This is a genomic window from Rossellomorea sp. QJM3NY_18 (genome assembly GCF_056173145.1).
In genome coordinates, this window is sequence record NZ_CM149659.1 from 366,410 (window position 1) to 389,416 (window position 23,007).

General features: G+C 44.1%; 23 protein-coding genes. 16 read left to right on the forward strand and 7 right to left on the reverse strand.

The features are described 5' to 3' along the window. The first annotated feature begins 6 nt into the window (after positions 1 to 6). Both gatB and AC0VXY_RS01965 read left to right on the forward strand, forming a co-directional pair. Positions 7 to 1,437 (forward strand): Asp-tRNA(Asn)/Glu-tRNA(Gln) amidotransferase subunit GatB, encoded by a 1,431-nt coding sequence (gene gatB, locus AC0VXY_RS01960; RefSeq protein WP_475526721.1) that lies wholly within the window; start codon positions 7 to 9, stop codon positions 1,435 to 1,437. Between the two features lie 1,020 nt (positions 1,438 to 2,457). Continuing rightward, entirely contained in the window at positions 2,458 to 4,086 is a 1,629-nt protein-coding gene (locus AC0VXY_RS01965; protein ID WP_475527793.1) for a M4 family metallopeptidase, read from the forward strand. Positions 4,087 to 4,164: 78 nt separating this feature from the next. Here the strand turns inward: AC0VXY_RS01965 and AC0VXY_RS01970 are convergent, their stop codons facing one another. Further along, entirely contained in the window at positions 4,165 to 4,320 is a 156-nt protein-coding gene (locus tag AC0VXY_RS01970) for a hypothetical protein (protein WP_435993841.1), read from the reverse strand. Between the two features lie 101 nt (positions 4,321 to 4,421). Between AC0VXY_RS01970 and AC0VXY_RS01975 the strand changes: the two genes are divergently transcribed. From AC0VXY_RS01975 to AC0VXY_RS02005, 7 genes are all read left to right on the forward strand, one after another. After that, positions 4,422 to 4,838 (forward strand): DUF4257 domain-containing protein, encoded by a 417-nt coding sequence (locus AC0VXY_RS01975; RefSeq protein WP_435993839.1) that lies wholly within the window; start codon positions 4,422 to 4,424, stop codon positions 4,836 to 4,838. Further along, the gene (locus AC0VXY_RS01980) at positions 4,816 to 4,980 is read left to right on the forward strand and encodes a hypothetical protein (RefSeq protein WP_258263430.1); all 165 of its coding nucleotides are present in this window, start codon (positions 4,816 to 4,818) and stop codon (positions 4,978 to 4,980) included. Before AC0VXY_RS01975 ends, AC0VXY_RS01980 begins: the two co-directional genes overlap by 23 nt. 420 nt (positions 4,981 to 5,400) lie before the next feature. Beyond that, positions 5,401 to 5,967: a thioredoxin family protein gene (locus tag AC0VXY_RS01985; RefSeq protein WP_475526723.1), complete on the forward strand. Its 567-nt coding sequence runs from the start codon at positions 5,401 to 5,403 to the stop codon at positions 5,965 to 5,967. A 183-nt stretch (positions 5,968 to 6,150) separates the two neighbouring features. Next, complete coding sequence (locus tag AC0VXY_RS01990) at positions 6,151 to 6,531, forward strand: helix-turn-helix domain-containing protein (RefSeq protein WP_435993834.1); 381 nt, start codon at positions 6,151 to 6,153, stop codon at positions 6,529 to 6,531. Between the two features lie 344 nt (positions 6,532 to 6,875). Further along, positions 6,876 to 7,652, forward strand: a complete 777-nt coding sequence (locus tag AC0VXY_RS01995) for a class I SAM-dependent methyltransferase (protein ID WP_435993832.1) — start codon at positions 6,876 to 6,878, stop codon at positions 7,650 to 7,652. 14 nt (positions 7,653 to 7,666) lie between these two features. Continuing rightward, on the forward strand, positions 7,667 to 8,464 hold the full coding sequence (locus tag AC0VXY_RS02000; protein ID WP_475526724.1) for an arylamine N-acetyltransferase: 798 nt from the start codon (positions 7,667 to 7,669) through the stop codon (positions 8,462 to 8,464). Between the two features lie 303 nt (positions 8,465 to 8,767). After that, positions 8,768 to 9,682 (forward strand): diacylglycerol kinase, encoded by a 915-nt coding sequence (locus tag AC0VXY_RS02005; protein WP_435993828.1) that lies wholly within the window; start codon positions 8,768 to 8,770, stop codon positions 9,680 to 9,682. Positions 9,683 to 10,161: 479 nt separating this feature from the next. Here AC0VXY_RS02005 and AC0VXY_RS02010 read toward each other — a convergent pair whose 3' ends face one another. After that, positions 10,162 to 10,512 carry a hypothetical protein gene (locus AC0VXY_RS02010; RefSeq protein ID WP_475526725.1) on the reverse strand — a complete coding sequence of 117 codons (351 nt, stop codon included), beginning with the start codon at positions 10,510 to 10,512 and terminating at the stop codon, positions 10,162 to 10,164. A 217-nt stretch (positions 10,513 to 10,729) separates the two neighbouring features. Here AC0VXY_RS02010 and AC0VXY_RS02015 point away from each other — a divergent pair, with 217 nt between their 5' ends. The 5 genes from AC0VXY_RS02015 to AC0VXY_RS02035 all read left to right on the forward strand — a co-directional run bounded on the left by AC0VXY_RS02015 (position 10,730) and on the right by AC0VXY_RS02035 (position 13,405). Beyond that, complete coding sequence (locus AC0VXY_RS02015; RefSeq protein WP_435993826.1) at positions 10,730 to 11,035, forward strand: antibiotic biosynthesis monooxygenase family protein; 306 nt, start codon at positions 10,730 to 10,732, stop codon at positions 11,033 to 11,035. Next, a complete protein-coding gene (locus tag AC0VXY_RS02020; protein ID WP_475526726.1) occupies positions 11,035 to 11,406 on the forward strand; it encodes a hypothetical protein in 372 nt (123 codons plus the stop codon). The genes AC0VXY_RS02015 and AC0VXY_RS02020 overlap by 1 nt, the downstream gene beginning before the upstream one ends. A 132-nt stretch (positions 11,407 to 11,538) precedes the next feature. Further along, the gene (gene rlmD / locus AC0VXY_RS02025) at positions 11,539 to 12,915 is read left to right on the forward strand and encodes a 23S rRNA (uracil(1939)-C(5))-methyltransferase RlmD (RefSeq protein ID WP_475526727.1); all 1,377 of its coding nucleotides are present in this window, start codon (positions 11,539 to 11,541) and stop codon (positions 12,913 to 12,915) included. Between the two features lie 19 nt (positions 12,916 to 12,934). Beyond that, entirely contained in the window at positions 12,935 to 13,165 is a 231-nt protein-coding gene (locus AC0VXY_RS02030; protein WP_435993820.1) for an excisionase family DNA-binding protein, read from the forward strand. Positions 13,166 to 13,207: 42 nt separating this feature from the next. Then, positions 13,208 to 13,405: a YwbE family protein gene (locus tag AC0VXY_RS02035; protein ID WP_060671570.1), complete on the forward strand. Its 198-nt coding sequence runs from the start codon at positions 13,208 to 13,210 to the stop codon at positions 13,403 to 13,405. Between the two features lie 322 nt (positions 13,406 to 13,727). Here AC0VXY_RS02035 and AC0VXY_RS02040 read toward each other — a convergent pair whose 3' ends face one another. The 3 genes from AC0VXY_RS02040 to pxpB form a co-directional block, all read right to left on the reverse strand. Then, positions 13,728 to 14,870 carry an NRAMP family divalent metal transporter gene (locus AC0VXY_RS02040; RefSeq protein WP_435994675.1) on the reverse strand — a complete coding sequence of 381 codons (1,143 nt, stop codon included), beginning with the start codon at positions 14,868 to 14,870 and terminating at the stop codon, positions 13,728 to 13,730. A gap of 76 nt (positions 14,871 to 14,946) precedes the next feature. Beyond that, positions 14,947 to 15,951 carry a 5-oxoprolinase subunit C family protein gene (locus AC0VXY_RS02045; RefSeq protein WP_475526728.1) on the reverse strand — a complete coding sequence of 335 codons (1,005 nt, stop codon included), beginning with the start codon at positions 15,949 to 15,951 and terminating at the stop codon, positions 14,947 to 14,949. Continuing rightward, positions 15,948 to 16,667 carry a 5-oxoprolinase subunit PxpB gene (gene pxpB, locus AC0VXY_RS02050; RefSeq protein WP_435993815.1) on the reverse strand — a complete coding sequence of 240 codons (720 nt, stop codon included), beginning with the start codon at positions 16,665 to 16,667 and terminating at the stop codon, positions 15,948 to 15,950. Before pxpB ends, AC0VXY_RS02045 begins: the two co-directional genes overlap by 4 nt. Positions 16,668 to 17,189: 522 nt before the next feature. On the opposite strand from pxpB, the gene AC0VXY_RS02055 reads away from it, so the two are divergent. Both AC0VXY_RS02055 and AC0VXY_RS02060 read left to right on the forward strand, forming a co-directional pair. Then, the gene (locus AC0VXY_RS02055) at positions 17,190 to 18,380 is read left to right on the forward strand and encodes an MFS transporter (protein ID WP_475526729.1); all 1,191 of its coding nucleotides are present in this window, start codon (positions 17,190 to 17,192) and stop codon (positions 18,378 to 18,380) included. 246 nt (positions 18,381 to 18,626) lie between these two features. Beyond that, a complete protein-coding gene (locus AC0VXY_RS02060; protein ID WP_475526730.1) occupies positions 18,627 to 21,371 on the forward strand; it encodes a GTP-binding protein in 2,745 nt (914 codons plus the stop codon). 66 nt (positions 21,372 to 21,437) lie between these two features. On the opposite strand, the gene AC0VXY_RS02065 is transcribed toward AC0VXY_RS02060, so the two are convergent. After that, a complete protein-coding gene (locus tag AC0VXY_RS02065; RefSeq protein WP_475526731.1) occupies positions 21,438 to 22,304 on the reverse strand; it encodes an STAS domain-containing protein in 867 nt (288 codons plus the stop codon). Positions 22,305 to 22,471: 167 nt separating this feature from the next. Continuing rightward, a complete protein-coding gene (locus AC0VXY_RS02070) occupies positions 22,472 to 23,005 on the reverse strand; it encodes an RNA polymerase sigma factor (RefSeq protein WP_475526732.1) in 534 nt (177 codons plus the stop codon). Between the last annotated feature and the right edge of the window lie 2 nt (positions 23,006 to 23,007).

Consider the following 23,007-nt stretch of genomic DNA (forward strand, 5'->3'; position numbering starts at 1 on the left):
AAATCAATGAACTTTGAACCAGTAATCGGACTAGAAGTCCACGTAGAATTAAAAACGGACAGTAAGATGTTTTCTCCGGCACCGAACCATTTCGGAGCAGAGCCGAATACAAATACAAACGTGATCGACCTTGGATACCCTGGTGTTCTTCCGGTCGTTAACAAACGTGCCATTGAGTTCGGTATGAAAGCAGCGATCGCATTGAACTGTGAGATCGCCACGGATACAAAGTTTGACCGTAAAAACTATTTTTATCCTGATAATCCGAAAGCGTACCAAATTTCTCAATTTGATAAGCCGATCGGTGAGAATGGCTGGATCGAGATTGAAGTGAACGGTGAGAAGAAACGCATCGGGATCACTCGTCTGCACCTGGAAGAAGATGCAGGGAAACTGACGCACTCAGGCGACGGCTATTCCCTTGTCGACTATAACCGTCAAGGAACACCACTGATTGAGATCGTATCCGAGCCGGATATCCGTACTCCTGAAGAAGCGTATGCGTACCTTGAGAAGTTGAAATCCATCATTCAATACACAGGCGTTTCAGACTGTAAGATGGAAGAAGGATCCCTTCGTTGTGACGCCAATATTTCCCTGCGCCCAATCGGTCAGGAGAAGTTCGGAACGAAAGCCGAGCTTAAAAACCTGAACTCTTTTAACTTTGTTAAAAAAGGATTGGAATACGAAATCGTCCGTCAGGAGAAAGTACTTTTATCTGGAGGGTTGATTCAACAGGAGACCCTGCGTTTCGATGAATCGACGGGTAAAACGATCCTTATGCGTGTAAAGGAAGGATCGGATGATTACCGTTACTTCCCTGAACCGGATTTATTACACCTGCATATCGACCAAGAATGGATGGACCGCATCCGTGCAGAGATCCCTGAGCTTCCGGATGAGCGTAAAAAGCGCTATGTAGAAGAACTTGGCTTACCTGCGTACGATGCAATGGTTCTGACATTGACGAAGGAAATGTCTGATTTCTTCCAGGATACCGTTGAAGCAGGTGCAGATGCGAAGCTTGCCTCTAACTGGCTGATGGGTGAAGTTTCGGCATACTTGAATGCACAGCAGAAGGAATTGGAAGATGTTAAGCTGACTCCTCAAGGACTTGCAGGCATGATCGAGTTGATCGAAAAAGGAACGATTTCTTCCAAGATTGCGAAGAAAGTGTTCAAGGAATTAGTAGAAAACGGTGGAGAGCCTGAGCAAATCGTGAAAGACAAAGGCCTTGTTCAAATTTCTGACGAAGGTGCCTTACTCAAGATCGTCACGGAAACTCTGGATGCGAATCCACAATCCATCGAAGATTACAAGAACGGAAAAGACCGCGCCATCGGCTTCCTTGTCGGTCAAATCATGAAAGCGACAAAAGGTCAGGCCAATCCGCCGCTTGTAAACAAACTATTACTTCAAGAAATTCAAAAACGTTAATCATTACTTTTGATTGAATTGCCCCCTGAAACCAATTGGTTTTCTGGGGGCTTTTCTTTGTGCAAAAGGCTTGGACGTAACTATATCCATTTTATCTAAAGACGAATAATCAAAAATCAGTTAGGGTCACTTGTTTCACCGCTGTTGATTTCCGTGCAAGACTTCGCTTTCCTCGGGCGGAAGGCGAGCCTCCTCACAGCTTTCGCTGAGGCCACTGAAAAAGTCCAGCATTTTAGAGATGAAAAATGATGTTTAAAAAACGAGGCTCCAGATTCGCTTCTAAGCGACGATAGACTGGTAGGGAGACATATTTGACCCCCTAAAAAACAGCATTTTTATAAAGTGACTACTTTTTCAGTGGCTTCGCTTTCGCTCCTGCGGGGTCTCACCTAATCCGCTTTTCCCGTAGGAGTCTTCGTCTTGCACTCCAATTAACAGCTGGATCCTGCTATATACATTGGATATGCTTTAGCAATTATAATACGTCCATTTCACTAAGGTTGTTGTTATGAATAGAAAGACTATCGTTTTCGAATGTTAGATCATTTGGGGTGTGCCGGGGCAGAATGGACCATTCATACCAGGTGAAAAAGAGTATTTGTATGATTACCTGTAATCGGTCACTGCAACTAATAGAATAAGAGTTGGTGTATGCACTGGTGTAGCAATATCCACATTCCATCCCAAAGCATCAATTTAAGTAAATAACCAAATGATGAATCCGAACGATTTCGATCTTCAAAAAAAATTTCGAATGATCGTTCGGGTTTTCTTTTAACAAAACACTTTTGTCCCAGCCTCTTTTGTTCAAGTTTTCCTGATTGAAGTGGTTTTTGCCCGTTTTGAATAGGTCATTTAACCCGATGTTGGAAAAGGTGAATTTTAGGTCTTTCGGCTCGTTCGTAATGTTGGAGGCTTGTATTATAGTATATCTAATGTTTTAAATAGTTAGAAAATTCTTATAAAGAGGTGTTGTAATTGAAGAAAAAAGTCGTTGCATTAGGATTAACAGCAGGATTAATGATGAGTCCGGTATTAGCACAAGAAGCATTTGGAGCTTCGAGTGTCAGTGAGAAAGTGAATTTCAATTCACAGATGGGGACTCCTCAATTTATTTCGGGTCAATTAACAAAGGCGTCTTCAAAGGCTCCGGAAACAGTGGTATTTGATTATTTAACAGCCAAACAAAAGACGTTTAAGTTTAAAGGTGATTCAACATTATCGTTCAAAGTAGTAGAAAAGCAGAAGGATGATCTGGGATTTACATATCTTCGCATCCAGCAAGTATATAAGGGAACTCCTGTTTATGGGGCTGTTCTGACTGCCCACGTAAATAAAGATGGAGTTCTCACAGCATTATCGGGAGCACCTGCAGCGAACCTGGATGAGAAACAAAACCTGAAACAAACGAAGAAGCTATCAAAAAAAGAAGCTGTTTCAACAGCTGAAAAGGATTTGATTAAGGCAGTAGGCAGTCAGCCTGATTATGAATATGCCCCAAAATCTGATTCAGTAATCTATGTGAAAGACGGGGAAGCTCATTATGCCTATCTCGTAAACTATAATTTCCTGTCACCGGAGCCTGGGAACTGGAATTATTTCGTGGATGCTGTCACAGGCGATATCCTTGCCAAGGTGAATGAAATCCATGAGGCAAATAACGGAGCAGGTAAACCCGGCGGCGGTGGCGGAGCTGTTGGAGGCACGGACACTGTCGGATCTGGTAAGGGCGTATTGGGAGATACGAAATCACTCAATACGTATCTTTCGTCTTCCACCTATTATTTACAGGATCGTACGAGAGGAAATGGCATTTTCACGTATGACGGTTCAAACCGCACACGTCTTCCCGGCTCCCTGTGGGCAGACAGCGACAATGTATTTAACGCAAGCTATGACGCAGCAGCGGTAGATGCCCATTATTATGCAGGAACCACGTACGATTATTATAAAAATACCCATAACCGAAATAGCTATGACGGAAATGGAGCAGCCTTGAAATCGACTGTCCATTACGGAAGAAACTATAATAACGCATTCTGGAATGGGCAGCAGATGGTATACGGTGATGGGGATGGATCGACGTTCGTATCATTATCCGGCGGACTTGACGTCATCGCCCATGAGCTGACGCATGCCGTGACGGATACAACAGCCGATCTTATCTATCAAAATGAATCAGGGGCCATCAATGAATCTATGTCGGATATTTTTGGAACATTGGTAGAGTACGACGCAAATAATAATCCGGATTGGGAGATCGGGGAAGACATTTATACACCTAATAAGGGTGGAGATGCGCTTCGATCCATGTCTGATCCGGCCAAATACGGTGATCCCGATCACTATTCAGTAAGATACACAGGGACACAGGATAATGGCGGGGTTCATATCAACAGCGGAATCGGGAATAAGGCGGCTTACCTGTTAAGTCAAGGTGGTACACACTATGGGGTGAAGGTAACGGGAATCGGAACGGACAAGACCGGGAAGATTTATTATCGTGCCCTGACTCAATACCTGACACCATCATCAAACTACAACCAGCTGCGTTCGGCGGCGGTTCAGGCGGCAACGGATTTATATGGTTCTGGCAGTGCTGAAGTGGCAAGTGTGAATGCTGCGTATAATGCGGTAGGTGTCAACTAAAAAGGCGGACTCAGAGAGAAGGGCTGTAGTGGCTCTTCTTTTTTTTGAGTTTTTTACAAGGAGCACAGTAAGGAATCATCATATTCGTTTCCTTTTTGCCTTCTCCAGGATCTGTTTGGCTAAGCGGTAATAAGTATCTGCTTCTACTTTCGTTTCGGCTCTTTTTAGCTGCATCATATAGTTTTGAAATCGAAGTTTGTCGACTGACGAGACTTTCATCACAATTTTTCTCATAATGGCGCTCCTTTAGTGGACAAAATTGCGTCCAATTATCTATTCTGAATTTTCTGTAAATAATATATAATAATAGTAAATGATTCCAGAGGGTGGATAGAATGTCCTTATTCGAAGTGATCTTGTTGCCAATGTTGATGGGTGGTATTGGGGGCTTAGGACATATTCTGGTTTTCAAAAATGGTCATTTCACTTTTCCGCGAAAATTCATCGATGACCAGGGTGAAAAACATTATCTTTTTGGCTCAACGAAGGATATTATCATAGGGGTTCTGGCAGGGTATCTGTCCGTGTTACCGGTGGTGGACACCGTCCCGATGTGGTACGTCATCTATATCAGTTTATTATCGGGAATCGGGGGAAGTTCCGTCATCACACGAAAAATCGAACAAAATTTAGCAAGTACCAAAGCATCCTACATTCAAGAGCTATCTCATTATCAGCTCGAACCGACCTCTAAGGGAGGATCTCCAAACCATAATGAGGTGAAACCTGTTGGCGAAGTGGAAGAAAAATAGAATCAAGGTTGAACTGCCACCAGAAGACTATGAAAAAGCGAACCACTACCTTAAGCGGCTGAAGGAGGCAGATAGCCTAGTCGAGCTGAACTACTACTACAATAAAGTGGCAAAAATAATTGAAAAATCACAGAATGTCTAAGATGGTTCAATGGAAAGAGTCGTCCTATACCCATTTAATTTAACCAAAAAATGAGAGGATGAAACTGACAATTGAGTCAGCTTTTTTTTCTGTCAGGGAAAGAGGCAAGAAAGAGATACCTTTTTCCATACTTACCTATTTCCAACCCCCTCTGGAAAAATGGCTTTAGGAGTAGCTTAGCGCAGCTATTCCTTTTTTTATGGAAAAGTTTCGTCAGGGGCCAGTTCATTCGAACCTGTTCACGAAGTTGCTTTTCTTATATTATATTCCTACAGGCATAATCGTACAATTGAAATTTTGATTGAATTCTATATGACTTTCACTTGTAGATTACGACAAACATGCATATGCTAGAGAGAGAATTTCCAAGAAAAGAGCACAGTGATTCACTGCCTGAGAACCACTGGAGGAGGAAAATGAATGAACTTGGAACAATGGTTTGATAAAGGAATGACACCGGAAGAATACATAGAGAATATGAGTGCTCATAAAGAAAATACAGAAGCCATTCGAAAGGGCTTTAAGATTCCGCAAGAAGACGTAGATGTGTTGAATCAACTGGGAGAGCAATCTTTAAGGGTGATTGCCATAACGGAGGATTGGTGCGGTGACGCCATGCTGAACATCCCGATTCTTCTTACTGTTGCGGAGGCGGCCAATCTGGACGTTCGGATGATACTGAGGGACGAAAATCTTGAACTGATGGATCAATATCTGACCAATGGAACGTCGAGAGCCATTCCGATCTTCATTTTTATTGATAAGGAAGGTCAGGAGAAGCTTGTGTGGGGGCCGAGAGCTCCAATGGTGAAAAAGATCGTCGATGATGAGCGGGCGAAGCTTCCCCCGAGGGATCATGAACTTTTCCCTGAAAAGCAGAAAGAGATGATCCAGCGCTTGACCTCTCAGTACATCAAGGATAGAGAGGTCTGGCAGGAAGTGTACGAAAGCTTGAAGACGAGCCTCGTTCAAAATATATTGATGTAAAACGTTAGAATATGGCAGGAGCCCCCGGAATACGTTTCGGGGGTCTTCTTTCAGGTGGTTCATGATGCTTCATGGATGCTCAAAAGGAAATGGTCATAAGTACCCGTCGGGATGGTATTTATTGCCGGTTCACGAATGGGTGTATTCAAGTTAATATGATATAGGATGAGGAGCTGAAGCATCATGATTCACCAAAAGACAAATACAATTGTTATAGAAACGCTAAATAAATTTCCCCATAAAATTCACATTAAATTGGGAGAAATCCTGCGTGAACGAGGATTGACTCAAGGCGATCTTCATCGCTTAACAGGATTAAGAGTGGCTACGATCAATGAGTTAGTGAATTTCAAGAAGAAATCCTTAACAGTGGCTCACCTTGTATCCATTATGATCGCCCTCAGAATTACAGACATTCGTGATCTTATTGAAATAGAATTCGACCAGGAAGTCCAAGACTACTTCAACGAAGAAAACAAGCGGATGAAAAACGGATTCACCCCGGACCTCACGAAAACCGCCGAACAAAACGTAAAGCGGATCGCAGCAGGAGCCAACAACTAAAGAACACGTGCACAGCAAACGGTCATCTCAGATGACCGTTTTTTTTTAGGGACGGACCTCCATTTCTTAATGAAATCCCCCTCTAAAATGATAGAAATATAATATCCTATTAGGTTTATCACCTGGCCAAATAGGATAATTTCTTAAAGTAACCGATCAATTAAAGGATTCCAAATTATGACGATATAAAGGGAAGCGAGGTCCGTCCCTCGGCAGGAGTTTCCCCTTGGCATACAGAATGTAGTATGTAGGAAGGCTCTTTGTGCAGGCGGCTGTGATGGAGTTGACATGAAATCGTAACGTTCAGCAGAGTGAAAATCAATTATGATAGGGGAAGAGAGTGAATGGAAGTGAATTTTAGTAATGTGACCTCCCGTTACGCTGCGTCTTGTGATGATATTCCGCATCAATTTTTTGATACGTTGAAGGTAAGAGGAATTGTGTGGGAAGGAAGGAAAGTGGCTGAAATTGGTTCAGGTACCGGAGCTTTGACAAGAAAGCTACATAAGCGTGGAGCCGAAGTGATCGGTGTCGAGCCTTCCATTGACCTGAGGAAAACAGCCAAGGCATTGGAAAGCAGGCAATACCTTGAGATCCCTTATCTGACCGGCACTGCAGAATCAACGAATCTGCCAGATCACTATTACGATATAACGATGAGCCATAGAAGCTGGCATTTATTCGATCGCCCGAAAGCGATACATGAAATGAAGCGGATTTTGAAGGAGAAAGGAACGTTTATTGTAAGCGATTCAAGCTTCCTTCCGACTCAGGAAGTAGTAAAGGATACGATGACGTTTTTACATGAATATATCGGTGAAACCCCGGAAGCAAAAGCTGATCAGGGCAATCAAGTGAATGGCATTCCCGTGGAGTGGTTGTTAGAATGGCAGCAAGCGGACTTTACGATCAAAGATTTTTATACATTTTACTATATGGTTGATTTCACCATACAGTCCTGGTGCGAGCGCGTAGGGTCCCTTTCCTGGCTCTCTCATTTAGAGGATACGGAGAAAGAAGGATTACTGCAATCATTACATACTTTCTTGTCCAGACGTCACGATTCTCTCCATGAGTTTACTCTTCAGCACCAGTTTACAGTCTGCCTGATGAAAAAGTAGAAAGAGTGATCGGTTTGGAAGCAGTAAAAAAATATGTGAACTATTTAAATATGGATATAGAGCCTCCTACGTTGAACTACTTACAGCGGCTGATCCAACAGCATTTGATACGGATTCCCTATGAGACATTCAGTAAATTTTATTATTTCTCCCAGGGTGGATCCTTTGTCCCTTCGTTAGAGACATTTGCAGAAAATCTCCATCTGAAAGGATGGGGAGGAACTTGCTTTACGCTGAATATTAATTTTGGAAGACTGTTGAAAAAATTAGGTTTCCATTGTCAATTTGTCAGAGTGAACCCGGGTCACCTGGGACTGATGATCTCGATTGATAACCGTAAGCTGTATGTTGATGTGGGTTATGGTTCTCCCATTATGAAGCCTGTCGAGCTTGAGGCGAGACAGAAGCATCTTCTTCACGGCTTTGGGGAGGAGATCATCTTTACACAGAAGGACATCCGGGAGTTCGAAGTCGATCGCCGTTCAAACGGGAAGACGTTTGTAAAAAAGACCATCGAGTGGATACCGCTAGAAGAAGAAGATTTGGAGACGGATATTCAGGCATCCTATCTGGATTCCGATGACAACATCACCATGAGAAGGATCACGGCCGTCCGCTTCCAGGGCAGTCAGTGCTATTTTCTTCGTAACCGGACGTTGAAGGTCATGACCTACCGGAATATCCGTGAATATCAAATGAAGAATCTGGATAAATGGAAAGACATCATTGGCGAAGTCTATCATTTTGATATGAAGTCCCTGGAAGAATCCATCCGATTTTTGCAAAAACGGAACATACATCTATTCCCATAACCCTTCAGAATATCATGGTGATATTCTAAAGGGTTATTTTTTTTGATTCATTTCTAGTGAGTGTCTCCATTTATGTATTCTTTCTGACAATGATCAAACTAGCTCCCTTCGAGCATAAGAAATTTCATATTTCATTAGATTTTTCGAGTGAAAAGAGTTATGATATTGACCGGTGGACGATTTGAAAAATCCTGCCTTTTGAACATATTTTGCATGAATTATTTAAATTGGTATATGATGTTAAAAGATGGTTTATACATGGACGAGTTATTTTTTTAATTAACACAGATTAGGATGATGGGTATGAAACGAGCACGAATAATATACAATCCGACTTCGGGGCGGGAGCTTTTTAAAAAGCATCTGGCTGAAGTATTAATCAAATTGGAGCAGGCAGGATATGAAACATCTGTTCACGCAACCATTTGTGAAGGAGATGCAACGGAAGCGGCACGAATCGCTGTCGAACGCAAATATGATATCGTCGTGGCTGCAGGTGGGGACGGTACGTTAAATGAGGTCGTCAACGGATTAGCCGAACAGGATTACCGGCCGAAGATTGGGATTGTTCCAATGGGGACAACGAATGACTTCGCCCGTGCCCTGCATATCCCAAAGGATATCAGCTCTGCCATTGATGTGATTACGAAGGGTGAAACGATCCCTGTCGATATCGGACGCATGAATGAACGCTATTTCATCAATATTGCTGGCGGGGGAAGAATCACGGAATTGACCTATGAAGTACCGAGTAAGCTTAAAACCATGATGGGGCAGCTTGCTTATTATTTGAAGGGTATTGAAATGCTTCCTTCCATAAAACCGACAGATGTATCAATTGAATATGACGGAAAGTTGTTTGAAGGACAAGCGATGCTCTTCCTCATCGGATTGACCAACTCGGTCGGGGGCTTCGAGAAACTTGCTCCAGATGCCTCAATCAATGACGGTTTATTTTCACTCCTGATACTGAAGAAAACGAATCTGGCGGAATTTATCCGCATTGCGTCCCTGGCAGTACGGGGAGAGCATGTGAACGATCCGAACGTCATATACACACAAGCCAACCGAATCAAGATCAAGGCGAAAGAAAAAGTGCAGCTGAATGTGGACGGCGAGCTTGGAGGGGTTCTTCCAGCCGAATTCGAAAACCTGTACCGTCACCTACAAGTCTTCGTCCCACTTGATAAGATCCGTCCGGAAGATAAAGCAGAATGATAAAAAGGAATGCCGTTGGGGTTACGGCATTCCTTTTTTGTTTACATTGATTATGGTTTATACAAGTTTGTCGTGACAGAGCTATATAATAAAAAACAGTGACAGTAATTATTCTTGTAAAGATCTCAGTTGATTGGAGCGGAAGGTGCTCGACTCCTGCGGGAAATGCGGGAAAGCCTGAAAAGCGGAGGTGGCTTGCTCAGCCCCGACAAGTATAAGATGAATGGGCTAAGAAGGCGTCTTTGTGCCTTCTTGGACCATTTAGCTTATGACCTCGAGGGGCTAGCCACCGTAGCTGGATCTTGAGACCCCACAGGGCAGCGCCCGAGGAGGCTCAACTCACGCCCCGCGGAAAGCGAGCACCTGGAGCGGAAATCAACTACTACTCGCTACTTTAAAAGCAAAAATGTTTACGAAAACAGCCCTTTAATCTATATATGTTTCCATGAATCACTTCGGAAAAGCCATAGAAAGCTTCCTCAGTTGATAAGTAAAAACACAAAAAACGTCAATGGAAATCCGATCAAAAAGCCCCATCCTATCTGTTGTTTATGACGGAAAGGAACCTTCCTAACCATCCAGGACAATAGATGGGCGACAATCACAAAGGCAAAGACCCATATCAATTGCCCGACGACGAACACAAATAAATAGGCAAGGATCGATTCTTTATTCAGCAAAAGGGATATCCCGAATCCAAAGGTCAAGGTTAAAAAGGTGAGTCCGATCAGTATATAGGGTAGCCACCACCTTCTTGACTTGAGAGCGAATAACACTCCAAGAAAAACATTCCCTACGAGGATAAGGTTTACTAAGAAGTCTGGGTTCATGTATATCTACCTTCTCTTTCTAGAATTGTTGCACATACCATTGTACCCTTTGTAGATCGGATAAAACGCGGTAAGTTTTTACATCCCAACTAGAAAATGTACATTATGTATCTTTCTTTTAAAGTCTGTTAAATTTTGTATCCCCCGGCACTCACTGACTGTGTTACAGTGAATAAAAAGCATGTCTGATCATGTGCCACTGAGAAGGGTGAATTTAATGTATATCGTGCATTCAACATTTGTAGTGCCTGATGAGAAGGCAGAGGAAGTCATTTCAATCTATCATTCCCGCTCAGGTCTGGTAGACGAAGCAGAAGGATTTCAACGGTTTCTCCTGCTGCAAAATGAGAAAAAGCCGGGAGAGATCACGGTCCATATGGAGTGGGATACGAAAGAAGACTTCATGAAATGGGTACAGAGTGAAGACTATAAGCGGATTCATGATCTGGAAAAGAAATACCCGGATCAGGAATTGGCATCCATCATCCCATCCATTCACCGGTATAAAGTGGTGGCGCACTGATGGAAAATAAATATAAACGTGTGATAGATGAAGCTGTTGTGAAATTGTACGATCGATACCCGGAATTGGAAGATAAATATGGAGAAGCGGGACGGAAGAAATGCTATGAAGATAACATTCATCATTTCAACTATCTGGAGTCTGCTTCCGATGTAGGCGAGTCGAAGGTGTTTTCCGATTATGCCCTCTGGCTGAACAGTGTGCTGGTGAGCAGGGGCATGAAATCGGATCATCTCATCGATAATTTCAAATGCATCATGGAATCCCTCGCAGAGACCGGAGTTGAAAAAGGTGAAGTCTTCAAGCTTTATCTGAAACAGGCAATCGAATCCATTCAGTCCGCTGACAGAGAAGAACCCACCTCATCCTGAACGTAAAAAGCATCGGCTAAGTCGATGCTTTTTTTCATAGAGAGGGACGGACCTCTATCCATTTCATTCTCCTTATCCATTTATGGTACAATCAGTAGAGTCTTAAAAAGGAATTCGTAAAGGAAGATATACGTGAGTAAAAAAGCACCCGTTCAAAAAAATGATTATATAGATGAAGCTGTATTTGAAGATTTGACACATGACGGAAATGGAGTCACCAAGGTCGACGGATACCCATTATTCGTCCCCAATGCCCTGCCCGGGGAAGAAGGCCGGGTCAAAGTTGTGAAAACAAGTAAAGGCTACGGGTTCGGCCGACTGTCAGAACGTACGAAAGAAAGTCCGTTTCGTCAGGAACCACCGTGTCCGATCTATAGGGAATGTGGAGGCTGCCAAATCCAGCATATGACGTATGAAGGTCAGCTGGAAGCGAAAGAGAAGAACGTAAGGGACGTCATGCAGCGTATCGGTAAGCTTCATGACCTACACGTGCACCCGGTTCTGGGAATGGAAGAACCGTGGCGCTACCGCAATAAAGCCCAGGTTCCTGTAGGGGAAAAGGACGGACGGTTTGTAGCAGGATTCTATCAAAAGCGTAGTCATGAAATCATCGATATGGACAAATGCATCATTCAATATGAAAAAAATGATGAAGTGATCCAGCATGTGAAGGATATATGTGGAAAATTGGAGGTCCGTCCCTATGATGAAAAGAATCATAAAGGGACTCTCCGCCATATTATGACCCGGACGGCGTATACGACGGGTGAGGTGATGGTGGTACTGGTCACGCGGACGCCTGAGCTTCCACACAAGAAGGCGATAGTCGAAGCACTTATCGAAAATATAGAAGGCTTGAAATCGGTCGTTCATAACGTGAACCCTAAACGAACAAACGTAATCATGGGTGATACAACCCGCGTCCTTTGGGGGGAAGAAGTGATCCACGATTATATCGGTGACGTGAAGTTCGCGATCTCAGCAAGATCCTTCTATCAGGTGAACCCGGAGCAGACGAAAGTGCTTTATGATAAAGCGTTGGAGTATGCCGATTTGCAAGGGGAAGAAACGGTCATCGATGCGTATTGCGGAATCGGGACGATCTCATTATTCCTCGCTCAAAAGGCGAAGAAGGTATATGGGGTGGAAATCGTTCCACAGGCGATTGAAGACGCAAAGCAAAATGCCGAGTTGAATGGTATGGCGAATGTGGAATTCAAAGCGGGACCTGCAGAAGTCGTCATCCCCGATTGGTATAAGGAAGGGATCAAAGCAGATGTCCTTGTCGTGGATCCACCGCGAAAGGGCTGTGATGAAGCACTCCTGAACACAATCCTTGCCATGAAGCCGAAGCGCGTAGTCTATGTGTCGTGCAACCCGGCAACCCTTGCCCGTGACCTTAGAATATTGGAAGACGGCGGGTATAAAACATCGGAGGTGCAGCCGGTCGATATGTTTCCACAGACTATGCACTGTGAAGCCGTTGCGAAGATAGAGTTAGTTGAATAAAAAGTGAGGGAAGATAGCCATGTATCTCACCATCAAAGAAACAGCCGAATATCTGTCCCTGCCTGAATCGTATATCGAAAGCCTCGTGCAGCAGAAGAAGATACGGGCAGTTCATGACGGAGAACAATATTTACTATTCAGGGATCAATTCAATCAGCATTTGGAGCAAATGGAAAAAATGAAGCGGCAGCTTGCTGACTATTTAAGTGAACCGATTCCTGAAGATATCGATGTGAAGGATGAAGACTAGTCCTGGACGAATCCAGAAATCCCTTAAGAAATGGAGAATACAATGAACGGACAACAGCGATCCAATATTAAACCGGGTCTTGAAGTGGACATCGTCCTGAAGAAAGACCAGCGAACAGACAAATTGACTCGGGGAATTGTGAAAGACATTTTAACGAATTCCCCGAATCACCCACATGGCATCAAAGTCCGATTAGCAGATGGACAGGTTGGCCGGGTGAAGAATATCATTCAAAAATAAGAGGCCGGAGCGGTCTCTTTTTTCTATGTCTTGAAAGGTGGATGTACCAGGTACAAGAAGGTTGGTTTGTACCAGGTACAAGAAGGTTGGATTGTACCAGGTACAAGAAGGTTGGATTGTACCAGGTATAAGAAGGTTGGATTGTACCAGGTACAAGAAGGTTGGATTGTACCAGGTACAAAAAAGTTGGATTGTACCAGGTACAAAAAAGTTGGATTGTACCTGGTACAAAAAAGTTAGATTGTACCAGGTACAAAAAAGTCAGCCGACACAAAAAGACCTCAGGTCCCATGAAAAGGAGCTGAGGTCTTTCCTTTTTTTCTTAACTAAACAATTGAGGGATGCCCTGGATCAACGAGTACACACCCATATAAGACATGGCCACGACGATCAGTACACCGAATACCGTCATCCAGATCGGGTGCTTGTAGTCACCGACGATTTTTGCTTTATGTGCGGCAATCAGCATGACACCGAGGGCGATCGGCAGGATCAATCCATTGAGGGAGCCGACCAGGATCAAGATGGCAACGGGTTTACCGACAATCACGAAAACAAGGGTTGAAATCGTAATGAAACCGACGATCAGCCACTTATGATATTTCTCAAGGAGCGGGCTGAATGTACGGATGAAGGATACAGACGTATAAGCTGCCCCGACAACGGATGACACAGCGGCAGACCACATAACGATTCCGAACATTTTGTACCCGATATCACCAGCAGCCAGCTGGAATACAGATGCCGGGGGATTTTTAGGGTCTAAAGTAAACCCTTGAGCCACGATCCCTAACGCGGCAAGGAATAAAAAGATCCGCATGATGGACGCGATTCCGATGGCTGATACGGAGCTTTTTGTGATTTCAGGAAGAGCTTTTCTCCCTGTTATCCCAGCCTCCAATAATCGATGCCCCCCGGCAAAGGTGATGTATCCACCGACGGTCCCGCCAACCAGGGTGATAATTGCGAGAAAATCGATGGTGTCGGGAGCGAATGTTTTCGTTACGGCTTCGCCGACAGGTGGATTCGCTGTAAACATGACATATACCGTAAGGATGATCATTAATAATCCCAGGATTTGAGCGAATTTGTCCATTAATCTGCCCGCTTCCTTTACCAGGAAGATCCCGACAGCGACAATTCCGCTGAATAAGGCACCCATTTTAGGGGAAATGCCAAAGAGGACATTCGTACCGAGTCCAGCTCCGGCAATATTTCCGATGTTAAAGGCAAGGCCCCCTGCCACGATGAGGATGGCAAGGAAATATCCTAATCCGGGAAGGACATCATTTGCGATATCCTGTGCCCTTTTTTCAGAAATGGCAATGATGCGCCAGATATTCAGCTGTGCGCCAATATCGATAAGGATGGAAATTAAAATGACGAAACCAAAACTTGCGGCAAGCTTTTCAGTAAAAACGGTTGTTTGAGTCAGGAAGCCCGGTCCGATGGCGGAGGTCGCCATCAGGAACGCTGCTCCCAGTAATAGGCTGAAATTCGATTTTTTCTTCAAGGGGTTCTCTCCTTTGTTGTCGTTTGGATTAAGAGTTAAACTTCAAGGCGATTCCTTGCTTTAAATGGTTTAATTGGCGCTCGCGATCTATGTATAGCTCCTGAGCTTTTTCATGGGAGATCCTCGTGAATGTAATGTTTTCTCCCGGCTTCGTTTGAGCAATGAGGGGAAGATCCACGGATGCAATGTATCCCATTCTCGGATAGCCACCCGTCGTTTGCCGGTCAGCCAACAGAATGATTGGCTGCCCATTCGACGGAACCTGAATCGTTCCAAACACCACCGCTTCTGAAATCATGTCGAACTCCTCATCAAGATGGAGGGACGGACCTTCAAGGCGGTATCCCATCCGATCTGATTGGGAAGACACTTTAAATGGCTGCTTGAAAAACTGTTCGCGGCTCTCTTCGGAAAATAAACCGTACTCCGTTCCAGGGATCACCCGAATGGCTTTCTTCTGGTGATAGGACGAAATGAATTCAGATGAAATCGACCAATCAATTTCCGTGAAGTCACTCTTCTCCACATAGGGAAGTAGATAGTCGATCATATTGGCAGATTCTTTGTTGAGCGTTCCTGCTTTAAGGGAATCGCCCGCCTGAAGGGGACGACCTTCGAATCCTCCGATTCCCGCCCTTACATATGTGGATCTGCTGTTCATGACCTTTTCAACGTTAAAACCTCCTGCAATCGCCAGGTAACTGCGGCAGCCATTTGTGCATGATCCAAACTTCAGGATGCTTCCTGCTTTAATCAACAGGGATCTTCTTAAAGGAACGTGCTTCCCGTCAATGGTCGGAGAAAGGTCTCCCCCGCAAATCGAGATAAGGGATGTTTCCTTGAATTCAAGGACAGGTCCCATCAGGGTGATTTCAAGGGTGGCCTCGTCCACATCGTTGCCGACGAGTAGGTTCGCGATTTTGTGGGCGAGGGGATCCATGCTTCCGCTCACGATGACGCCATATTTTTGGTATCCGTACCTTCCTAAGTCCTGAATGGTCGTCAGGAGGCCGGGTTTGATTATATTAATCATTGTTCCTCCTCCAATGCTTTATATTCTTCAAGGGAAATCGGAGTGAAGCGGATTCGGTCCCCGGCTTTCAGTAAGCTTGGTGAATCGGCGTTATCAGGTTGGAACAGTTTTACGGGTGTACGGCCGATCAGCTGCCATCCCCCTGGTGTTTCGATGGGGTATACCCCTGTCTGTTCCCCCGCTATCCCAACAGAGCCTGCCGGTATTTTTAGGCGTGGGGACTTTCTTCTCGGCGTCGCGATTTCCGGAGACATGCCGCCGATATAAGGGAATCCGGGAGCGAAGCCGATCATGTATACGAGATAGTCACCGTTTATGTGTTTCGTGATGACTTCTTCAGTGGATAGTTGATGATGGGTGGCTACTTCTTCAAGGTCAGGCCCGAATTCTCCTCCGTAGCATACGGGGATGTCGATGATTCTTGCTTCTTCGTTTTCTTCGGTTTTCAGGGTTGAAAGCATGTGTTCGATTTCAGAACAGACGACCTTATATGGAAGTGTGTTTTGAAAGGGTTTGTGAGATTCGGTGATTTTGATTGGATCGTAATAGAGTGTGACGGTTGTAAAGGCCGGGATGAATTCTACCAGCCAGTGGAATGATTGGGTTTCGATTATGTTTGTTACCGCTTTCACCAGGTTGTGTGTTTCTTGTTGAATCGAGCTGCCTAATTGGATGACGACAGCGTGGTCGCCTAATGGGCGTAACGTATAATTCAAGGAATGACCTCCATTCACGATTGTAAGTTTATAGGAAATAAAAAGTAAATATGTATGAGTGGCCACGTAAAAAAGATTATTCAGAAAGTTTGACCATGTTGTTATTATAGTATAATTCTTTGTGTTTTCAATAAAAGCTTGGGAATTAGCTGAATAATTGAATGGATTATGACTTTGATCCTAGTATGCGTTTTCTGGCTTATTCGAGTGAAACGTTCGTTTCACTCGCCTTTCAGCTTGGGCTGAAAGGCCGGGTAGAGAAGGGCAGCCGAAAGGAGTAAATGAATTTGCTCTTTCGGCTGCCCTTCTCTACTCGGAATAAGCCAAAAAACAGTTGAGATTTATTTTCACTATAATAATGAATTTGGTCCATTTGTTACTATTTGCATTCTGTTAATAACTTACACATTTCCGTTGTTTTATTTCGTATCGCAATTGTGTTTTATGTGCTATTATTTAGTAATCCGAAATAATATCCCCATCTGCTGGTGGGGTTTGATAGATGGGAAGGGAGGTTTTTTTATGAAGGTGAAGGATCCTCTATGGACGAGGTCTTTTATTATGTTGATGGTGGGGAATTTGTTTGTGTTTATGTCGTTTCAGATGTTGATTCCGACGCTTCCTCCTTATATTAAATCGATTGGGGCTTCAGGGCTTGAGATTGGATTGGTGACGACGCTGTTTTCAATCGGGGCTGTGTTGAGCCGGCCGTTCATTGGGTTTATGTTGGAATACAGGGACAGGAAGCCCCTTGTTTTGATAGGGGGGGTCTCGTTACTCGCGATTACGGTGATTTATCCATTGTCGAGTGTTGTGTTCATCTTCCTTTTATTCCGTTTTGTGCACGGACTCGCATGGGGCTGGTCCACGACGGTTAATGGAACAGCAGCCGTCGATGTGGTGCCTAAATCCCGTTTAGGAGAAGGAATGGGGTATTACGGTTTGTCGATTACGATCGGAATGATCATCGCCCCGAGTCTCGGAATCTATTTATTCCAGGTGACAACCTTCACGAATCTGATCATCACATCAAGTGTACTGGGTGTCATTGCGATCTTCCTATTGGGAATCGTTCATTATCAGACGCCTAAAGTGGTCAAAGAAACGAAGAAAGAAGACTTGAAGTTTTCTTACCTTGGTTCTTTAGTCGAAAAATCCAGCTGGTTCCCTGCTTTCATTACAATCATGGTGACATTTGGATATGGATCGATCGTAACATTCATCGTCATCTTCGGGGAAGAGCGCGGAATACAGCATATCTTCCTGTTCTACTTATGTAATGCGATCATGGCGTCCCTTTCTAGACCGATTGCAGGAAAGTGGTTTGATGAACGGGGACCAAAGGGACTTGTGATATTCTGTATCGTGGTGACGTTTATCGGCATGTGGGCACTTTCTTTCGCACATTCCGATTTGCTGATCGTCGTATCCGGTCTTCTTTTCGGCGTTGGATTCGGATCACTGATTCCGACCCTTCAATCCTGGACATTGTCCATGACGCCGGATCAAGGACGTGGAGTGGCGAACGGTATGTTTTTCTCTTCCATCGATCTTGGTATCGGGTTGAGCGGTTTAGTATTCGGCGTGCTGGCTCAGTATGTCGAGACGGGTGTACTATTCCAAATTTCCAGCCTGTTCTTACTCATTGCCCTCGTAGTGGCGATTTTTGAAGGCAGAAAACAGAAAAAGCTTGTCCATCAAACTTCCGCATAGTTTGATGGGAGAATAATAGTGGTAAGTATAAAGGACTATCTGTTTTGAAAGTGCCTCAAAGCCTTTCGTAACGGATAGTCCTTTATTCTGTAACGGAAGTGATTCCATTGAATCACGGCAGAAAGTATCAATCGGAAAATGAAAAGGAAATGAAATTTTATCCCAATGAAATTCTGTTAGAATGAGAGAAATAGACAAGTCTGTGAGGTTTCCGGCAAGGGAGTCCCACATATAACGGAGGACATTATGACAGAAGAAAAATTACTGATGGAGAAGTCATTTTATCGAACTTTTTTAGTAGATCAGGACACGAACCGTCATCCAATAGAAGTACTTGGAGGAGCATTTGTCGAAGAACAGCAAAACGAACCGTATGATTTAACATACATCCGCTATGCCCAAGGGGAAGTTTATTTTCATAGCAGGGATTATGAAGCGGCCATCTTCAAATGGGAAAGTATTTTGAACGAACTGGAACCATGGGCTAAGAAGAACATTGCGGATTCTTACTATGAGCTTGGAATGCTGTCATCGGCCGAGGATGTATACACAGCCATCCAAACCGATAGTACGATGTTAACCATGGAGGTGTCCCTGCAATTATTCTCCCTTTACATTGAGAGGAACAAGATCCAATCTGCCTACCATACGATTGAGAAAGCCTTATCGATCGAACCGGATTATCCAAATGTCACGGATCTGGCAAGGTCTTTTTATGAGGAGCAGGGGGACTGGAATAAAGCGGTGGAACTGGCGGTGAAGGAATCGATCCGAACGAGGGAACCTGCATGGTTCATGATTTTAAGAGAGTATGGTGAGCAAGGTTACACAAGGTCATTTGCTCCGGATTATTTCTATGATCTATTGATCACCGTGTATGAGAAAGACCGTAAACAATTTAAAGATCTCGTATCTGCTCTCTGGGCAAGTTACAGAAGCCACTCGGCTGCCCATATCGAATGGATGCTGACGGTGAATACGATCTTTGAATATGTGGAGATCCTTCCGAACGAATCCTGGCAGGAAATCCTTTCCCACTTTAAAGAGGCATATATCGGCTTCCTTGAAGGTGACTACCTTGTGAAAGACCTTGAAGGCTTCATGCCGAGTATGCTGACGAATTGGTTGAAGGTGAGCAGGGAGCAGCAGCCGCTATTTCCGGCAGCAGCCGTTCTGGCCTGGAACGATGTCTTTTCCTACAGCATCGAACCAATGGTGACGGAAGAAGCGGAAATGATTCTGTTAGAGGAGAATTCCTATCAGGCCCGCTTTGAAGACGTCATTCTGTTCTTAAATAAAATCATCCAGTGGGCCGAAAGGAATGACGCCTCTGTAGGTTACAAAACTCTGTGGATCGCAGAGCAGTTGATGGACCTGAGTGAACATCATCTACTGATTGCAGGAAGTGCATCAAGTGGAAAGTCCTCCTTCGTCCAATCCGTATTGGGTGAAAGTGTGGGAGAAGCAGAAGATTCAACGATCATCTACAGCTATCATGATCAGCAGGTGGAAGTGAAGGAGATTCACGACCAAGGGGTCCACCAGGTGGAAAGCATTGCAGACTTCGAAGAGTTGATGCAGCGGGAAGCCTTTGTCGAGTATAAGCTACCTTCAGAGTTCCTTAAGAAAAATGGAACGGCCCTCATCGATGTTCAAACGGGTAAGAGGAAGCTTGACGATTTGACTGCTTTTTATCCTGCTGCCGATGGGTTATTATATGTCCTGAATGCCGATGCTCCGTTTAATGCAGAAGACCGTCAGACCTTACGGAAATTAGCGGAAATCGGACAGCCTGTGAACGTACATTTCTTATTAAATAAGATGGATAAAGTATCCCACACAGAGAGAACGGAAGAAATCATTGAATCTGCACGGAACAAAGCCCGTGAATGGTTCCCGGATGCAGAGGTGCTGCCTTATTCGTCCCTCGAAGCCGTACATCTTCAGCGTAAAGATGTGGAGACGTTCCTCAGGGATTATTATCATGTGAAGAGCGGTGCCCTTAAGGGAGAGCGTGGAAGCAAATTATTTTATTTAGTGAGAAAAACGTTAAGGGATCTATACTCCAAACGTAAAAATCATGAAAAAGAGTTGAAAGAGGGTATTGAGAAAAATGAGGATATCCTCACACGTCTAAACGGATTTGAGAACTACTTGGGAGACATGCAAAGCGATAAGGTTTCCATCATCAAGGATTCCTTCCATAAAAAGAAGGAAGCCATGAAGAAGGAAATCTCTGAGAAAATCCCTGCGATACTCAGTGGTTGCTCGGAATTGATCAGCGAAGAAAGTGATTTCAAACAAATCCATACGGAATTAAATGATGCGATGAATACAAGGATCCAAGAGTATATCCAGGACGATCTCATGCCTCGTTACGTCACGTCCCTTGAGGAATGGCTTGCCTTTTCAAAACAAGAGCTGCAGGACAGCCAGGACTACTTGAATGAAATGAGTGAAACGTTTAACGGACTATTCGGGAAAGATAAAGTCGTTTTACAATGCGACTTTCAAGTGGTTGATGATTGGCGCAGGGACGTCAGCAGAATGGGAACGAGGGCACAAATCGATAAAGAGAATATCCTTTTGCGGTTTAAACCGGCTCAGTTCCTTCTGAAAAGCGCAGGAAAGCTACTTGGGGTACTGCCGCAGAATAAGTCATTATTATACAACCAGTACAAGCGTTATTTGGAGAACGAAGACTATCAGGATATAACAGCTTCCGTTGTTCACAAGTTCTTCCTTCAGTTTGATTTATTTGAGAAATCTCTGCAGCAGGATGTTCATTCATTCTTCGCGGAGCCGTTCAAGCAACTGGAGGTAACGATCAAGGATACGGAAGCGGCGATCGCATCCGATCAGGATTCATTGAAGAAAATGAAAGCAAATCCGGAACAATATTTCGATCCGATCACCCTGTTTGAGGTGAAACTTCTTCAGCATGAATACATGGTGAAGGCAAGCTACAAGGCTTCACATCATTTTTCATAAAATAATTAGACTGATTCATTCGAAAGGTCACCCTCGGATGAATCAGTCTTTTCTTTTGTTCAAAACTTACTTGTGCAAAAAGCTGCTGTTTTCCTGGATGACTTCGGCTATGATCCGTTCCAGGGAGTTTTCTGTATGGATGGTGGAGAAATCGAGGCCGAGGTGGATCGCTGTCTGGGCGACTTCAGGTCGGATACCCGTGATGACGGATCTCACTCCCAATAGATTCAAGGCATCGATGAGGCGGAAGATCTGCTGGGCCACCATGGTGTCCATCAATACGACACCAGACAAGTCGATGATCAGCATGGACAGATGGGCATCTGCACTTTGCTGAAGGGTTGAGTCCATGATCATTCGGGCACGGGTTGTATCAATATCCCCAATGATCGGAAGCAGACCTACTTCCGAGGTTAAAGAAATGACGGGTGTACTTAATTCCTGAATCAATGTGGACTGAGCCTGCAGCCTATTCATTAAGATTGCAAGGAATGTCGAAGTGAACGTTTCCAGCACATAGTCCAAGGCGAAGTTAATCTTTCGCTCCCACTCAAATACCTCTTTTAATTGGATGTTTAATTCAGAATGTTCTTCTGTGAATCTTTCGACATACGTCCAATACACCCTTCTGAAAACACCTGAGTTTCGCACCACTTCATCGAGGGTTGTACTGGATTTGCTGCGGTCGGTTGCCGTTTCCTTCGTCCAGTTAGAAATCAATTCTTTTGATTCCTCATTCGAAAGTAAGAGGCATCTTGCAATGACCTTAACATAATTGGAGTTTTGTTCTTTGACTTTATTCAGAACCTCAGGAGGAGAGTCAAGAGAATAATGTGATCCCGTTTTAATATTCTGGAATCGGAGCCAGTCTTCTGTAAATTCTAAGGCGTGATCGACTAAGTATTCATATAAATGAGGCGAATGTGTATCCATAAACTCTCCCTTTGAAATTGGCTTATTCTTCTATTTTGTAACCTATTGGAAGGGCTGTCAATGATTAAGGTTAAAAATGCTACTAAACTAATACATAAAATACATCTTTTTATCCGTGGCTTAAACTTATGCATTCAAAAAAGGAGCCCTCCCAGAGGCTCCTTTTGTTATGCGGATACTTTCGTTTGAACAATCGAATACAACTGTTTCCTGGCCCGGTGAAAGCGGGTTTTCACGGTTGAAGGGGGCAGGTTCAGCTTTGTGGCGATTTCACTGTCACTCAGGTCTTCCATGACTTTCAGTGCCATGACTTCCTGCTGTGTGAATGGAAGACGTGTGATATGGTCCTGAATGCTGCTCTTAAGGAAGCGGGCATCGATTTCATCTTCCAGGGAGCGGTGATCCTCTATGGAATGGAACTCAACATGTTCTTCTAGGCAGATTTCATTGCGCTTGGATCGTTGGCGGAAGATGTCGATGGCTGTACATTTTGCAATCGCAGTGAGCCATGTTTTTATTTTTGCCGGGTCTTTAAGAGTATCCATTTTAATATAAGCTTTCAGGAACGTTTCCTGTCTGACGTCCTCTGATAAATGAATGTCTTTCGTTATGTTGTAAGCGATGTGATAGATCAACTTGTGAAATTGTTCATACATCTCCTCGAAGTTCAGAGGAGATGAAGATGTATTTAGTGTGTCCATAT

What these genes read in the sequence shown, in the direction of transcription:
- gatB (WP_475526721.1), top strand. Translation starts at nt 7, where the DNA reads ATGAACTTTGAACCAGTAATCGGACTAGAAGTCCACGTAGAATTAAAA.
- AC0VXY_RS01965 (WP_475527793.1), top strand. Translation starts at nt 2,458, where the DNA reads ATGATGAGTCCGGTATTAGCACAAGAAGCATTTGGAGCTTCGAGTGTC.
- AC0VXY_RS01970 (WP_435993841.1), bottom strand. Translation starts at nt 4,320, where the DNA reads ATGAGAAAAATTGTGATGAAAGTCTCGTCAGTCGACAAACTTCGATTT.
- AC0VXY_RS01975 (WP_435993839.1), top strand. Translation starts at nt 4,422, where the DNA reads ATGTCCTTATTCGAAGTGATCTTGTTGCCAATGTTGATGGGTGGTATT.
- AC0VXY_RS01985 (WP_475526723.1), top strand. Translation starts at nt 5,401, where the DNA reads ATGAACTTGGAACAATGGTTTGATAAAGGAATGACACCGGAAGAATAC.
- AC0VXY_RS01990 (WP_435993834.1), top strand. Translation starts at nt 6,151, where the DNA reads ATGATTCACCAAAAGACAAATACAATTGTTATAGAAACGCTAAATAAA.
- AC0VXY_RS01995 (WP_435993832.1), top strand. Translation starts at nt 6,876, where the DNA reads ATGGAAGTGAATTTTAGTAATGTGACCTCCCGTTACGCTGCGTCTTGT.
- AC0VXY_RS02005 (WP_435993828.1), top strand. Translation starts at nt 8,768, where the DNA reads ATGAAACGAGCACGAATAATATACAATCCGACTTCGGGGCGGGAGCTT.
- AC0VXY_RS02010 (WP_475526725.1), bottom strand. Translation starts at nt 10,512, where the DNA reads ATGAACCCAGACTTCTTAGTAAACCTTATCCTCGTAGGGAATGTTTTT.
- AC0VXY_RS02015 (WP_435993826.1), top strand. Translation starts at nt 10,730, where the DNA reads ATGTATATCGTGCATTCAACATTTGTAGTGCCTGATGAGAAGGCAGAG.
- AC0VXY_RS02020 (WP_475526726.1), top strand. Translation starts at nt 11,035, where the DNA reads ATGGAAAATAAATATAAACGTGTGATAGATGAAGCTGTTGTGAAATTG.
- AC0VXY_RS02030 (WP_435993820.1), top strand. Translation starts at nt 12,935, where the DNA reads ATGTATCTCACCATCAAAGAAACAGCCGAATATCTGTCCCTGCCTGAA.
- AC0VXY_RS02035 (WP_060671570.1), top strand. Translation starts at nt 13,208, where the DNA reads ATGAACGGACAACAGCGATCCAATATTAAACCGGGTCTTGAAGTGGAC.
- AC0VXY_RS02040 (WP_435994675.1), bottom strand. Translation starts at nt 14,870, where the DNA reads ATGGCGACCTCCGCCATCGGACCGGGCTTCCTGACTCAAACAACCGTT.
- AC0VXY_RS02045 (WP_475526728.1), bottom strand. Translation starts at nt 15,951, where the DNA reads ATGATTAATATAATCAAACCCGGCCTCCTGACGACCATTCAGGACTTA.
- AC0VXY_RS02055 (WP_475526729.1), top strand. Translation starts at nt 17,190, where the DNA reads ATGAAGGTGAAGGATCCTCTATGGACGAGGTCTTTTATTATGTTGATG.
- AC0VXY_RS02060 (WP_475526730.1), top strand. Translation starts at nt 18,627, where the DNA reads ATGACAGAAGAAAAATTACTGATGGAGAAGTCATTTTATCGAACTTTT.
- AC0VXY_RS02065 (WP_475526731.1), bottom strand. Translation starts at nt 22,304, where the DNA reads ATGGATACACATTCGCCTCATTTATATGAATACTTAGTCGATCACGCC.
- AC0VXY_RS02070 (WP_475526732.1), bottom strand. Translation starts at nt 23,005, where the DNA reads ATGGACACACTAAATACATCTTCATCTCCTCTGAACTTCGAGGAGATG.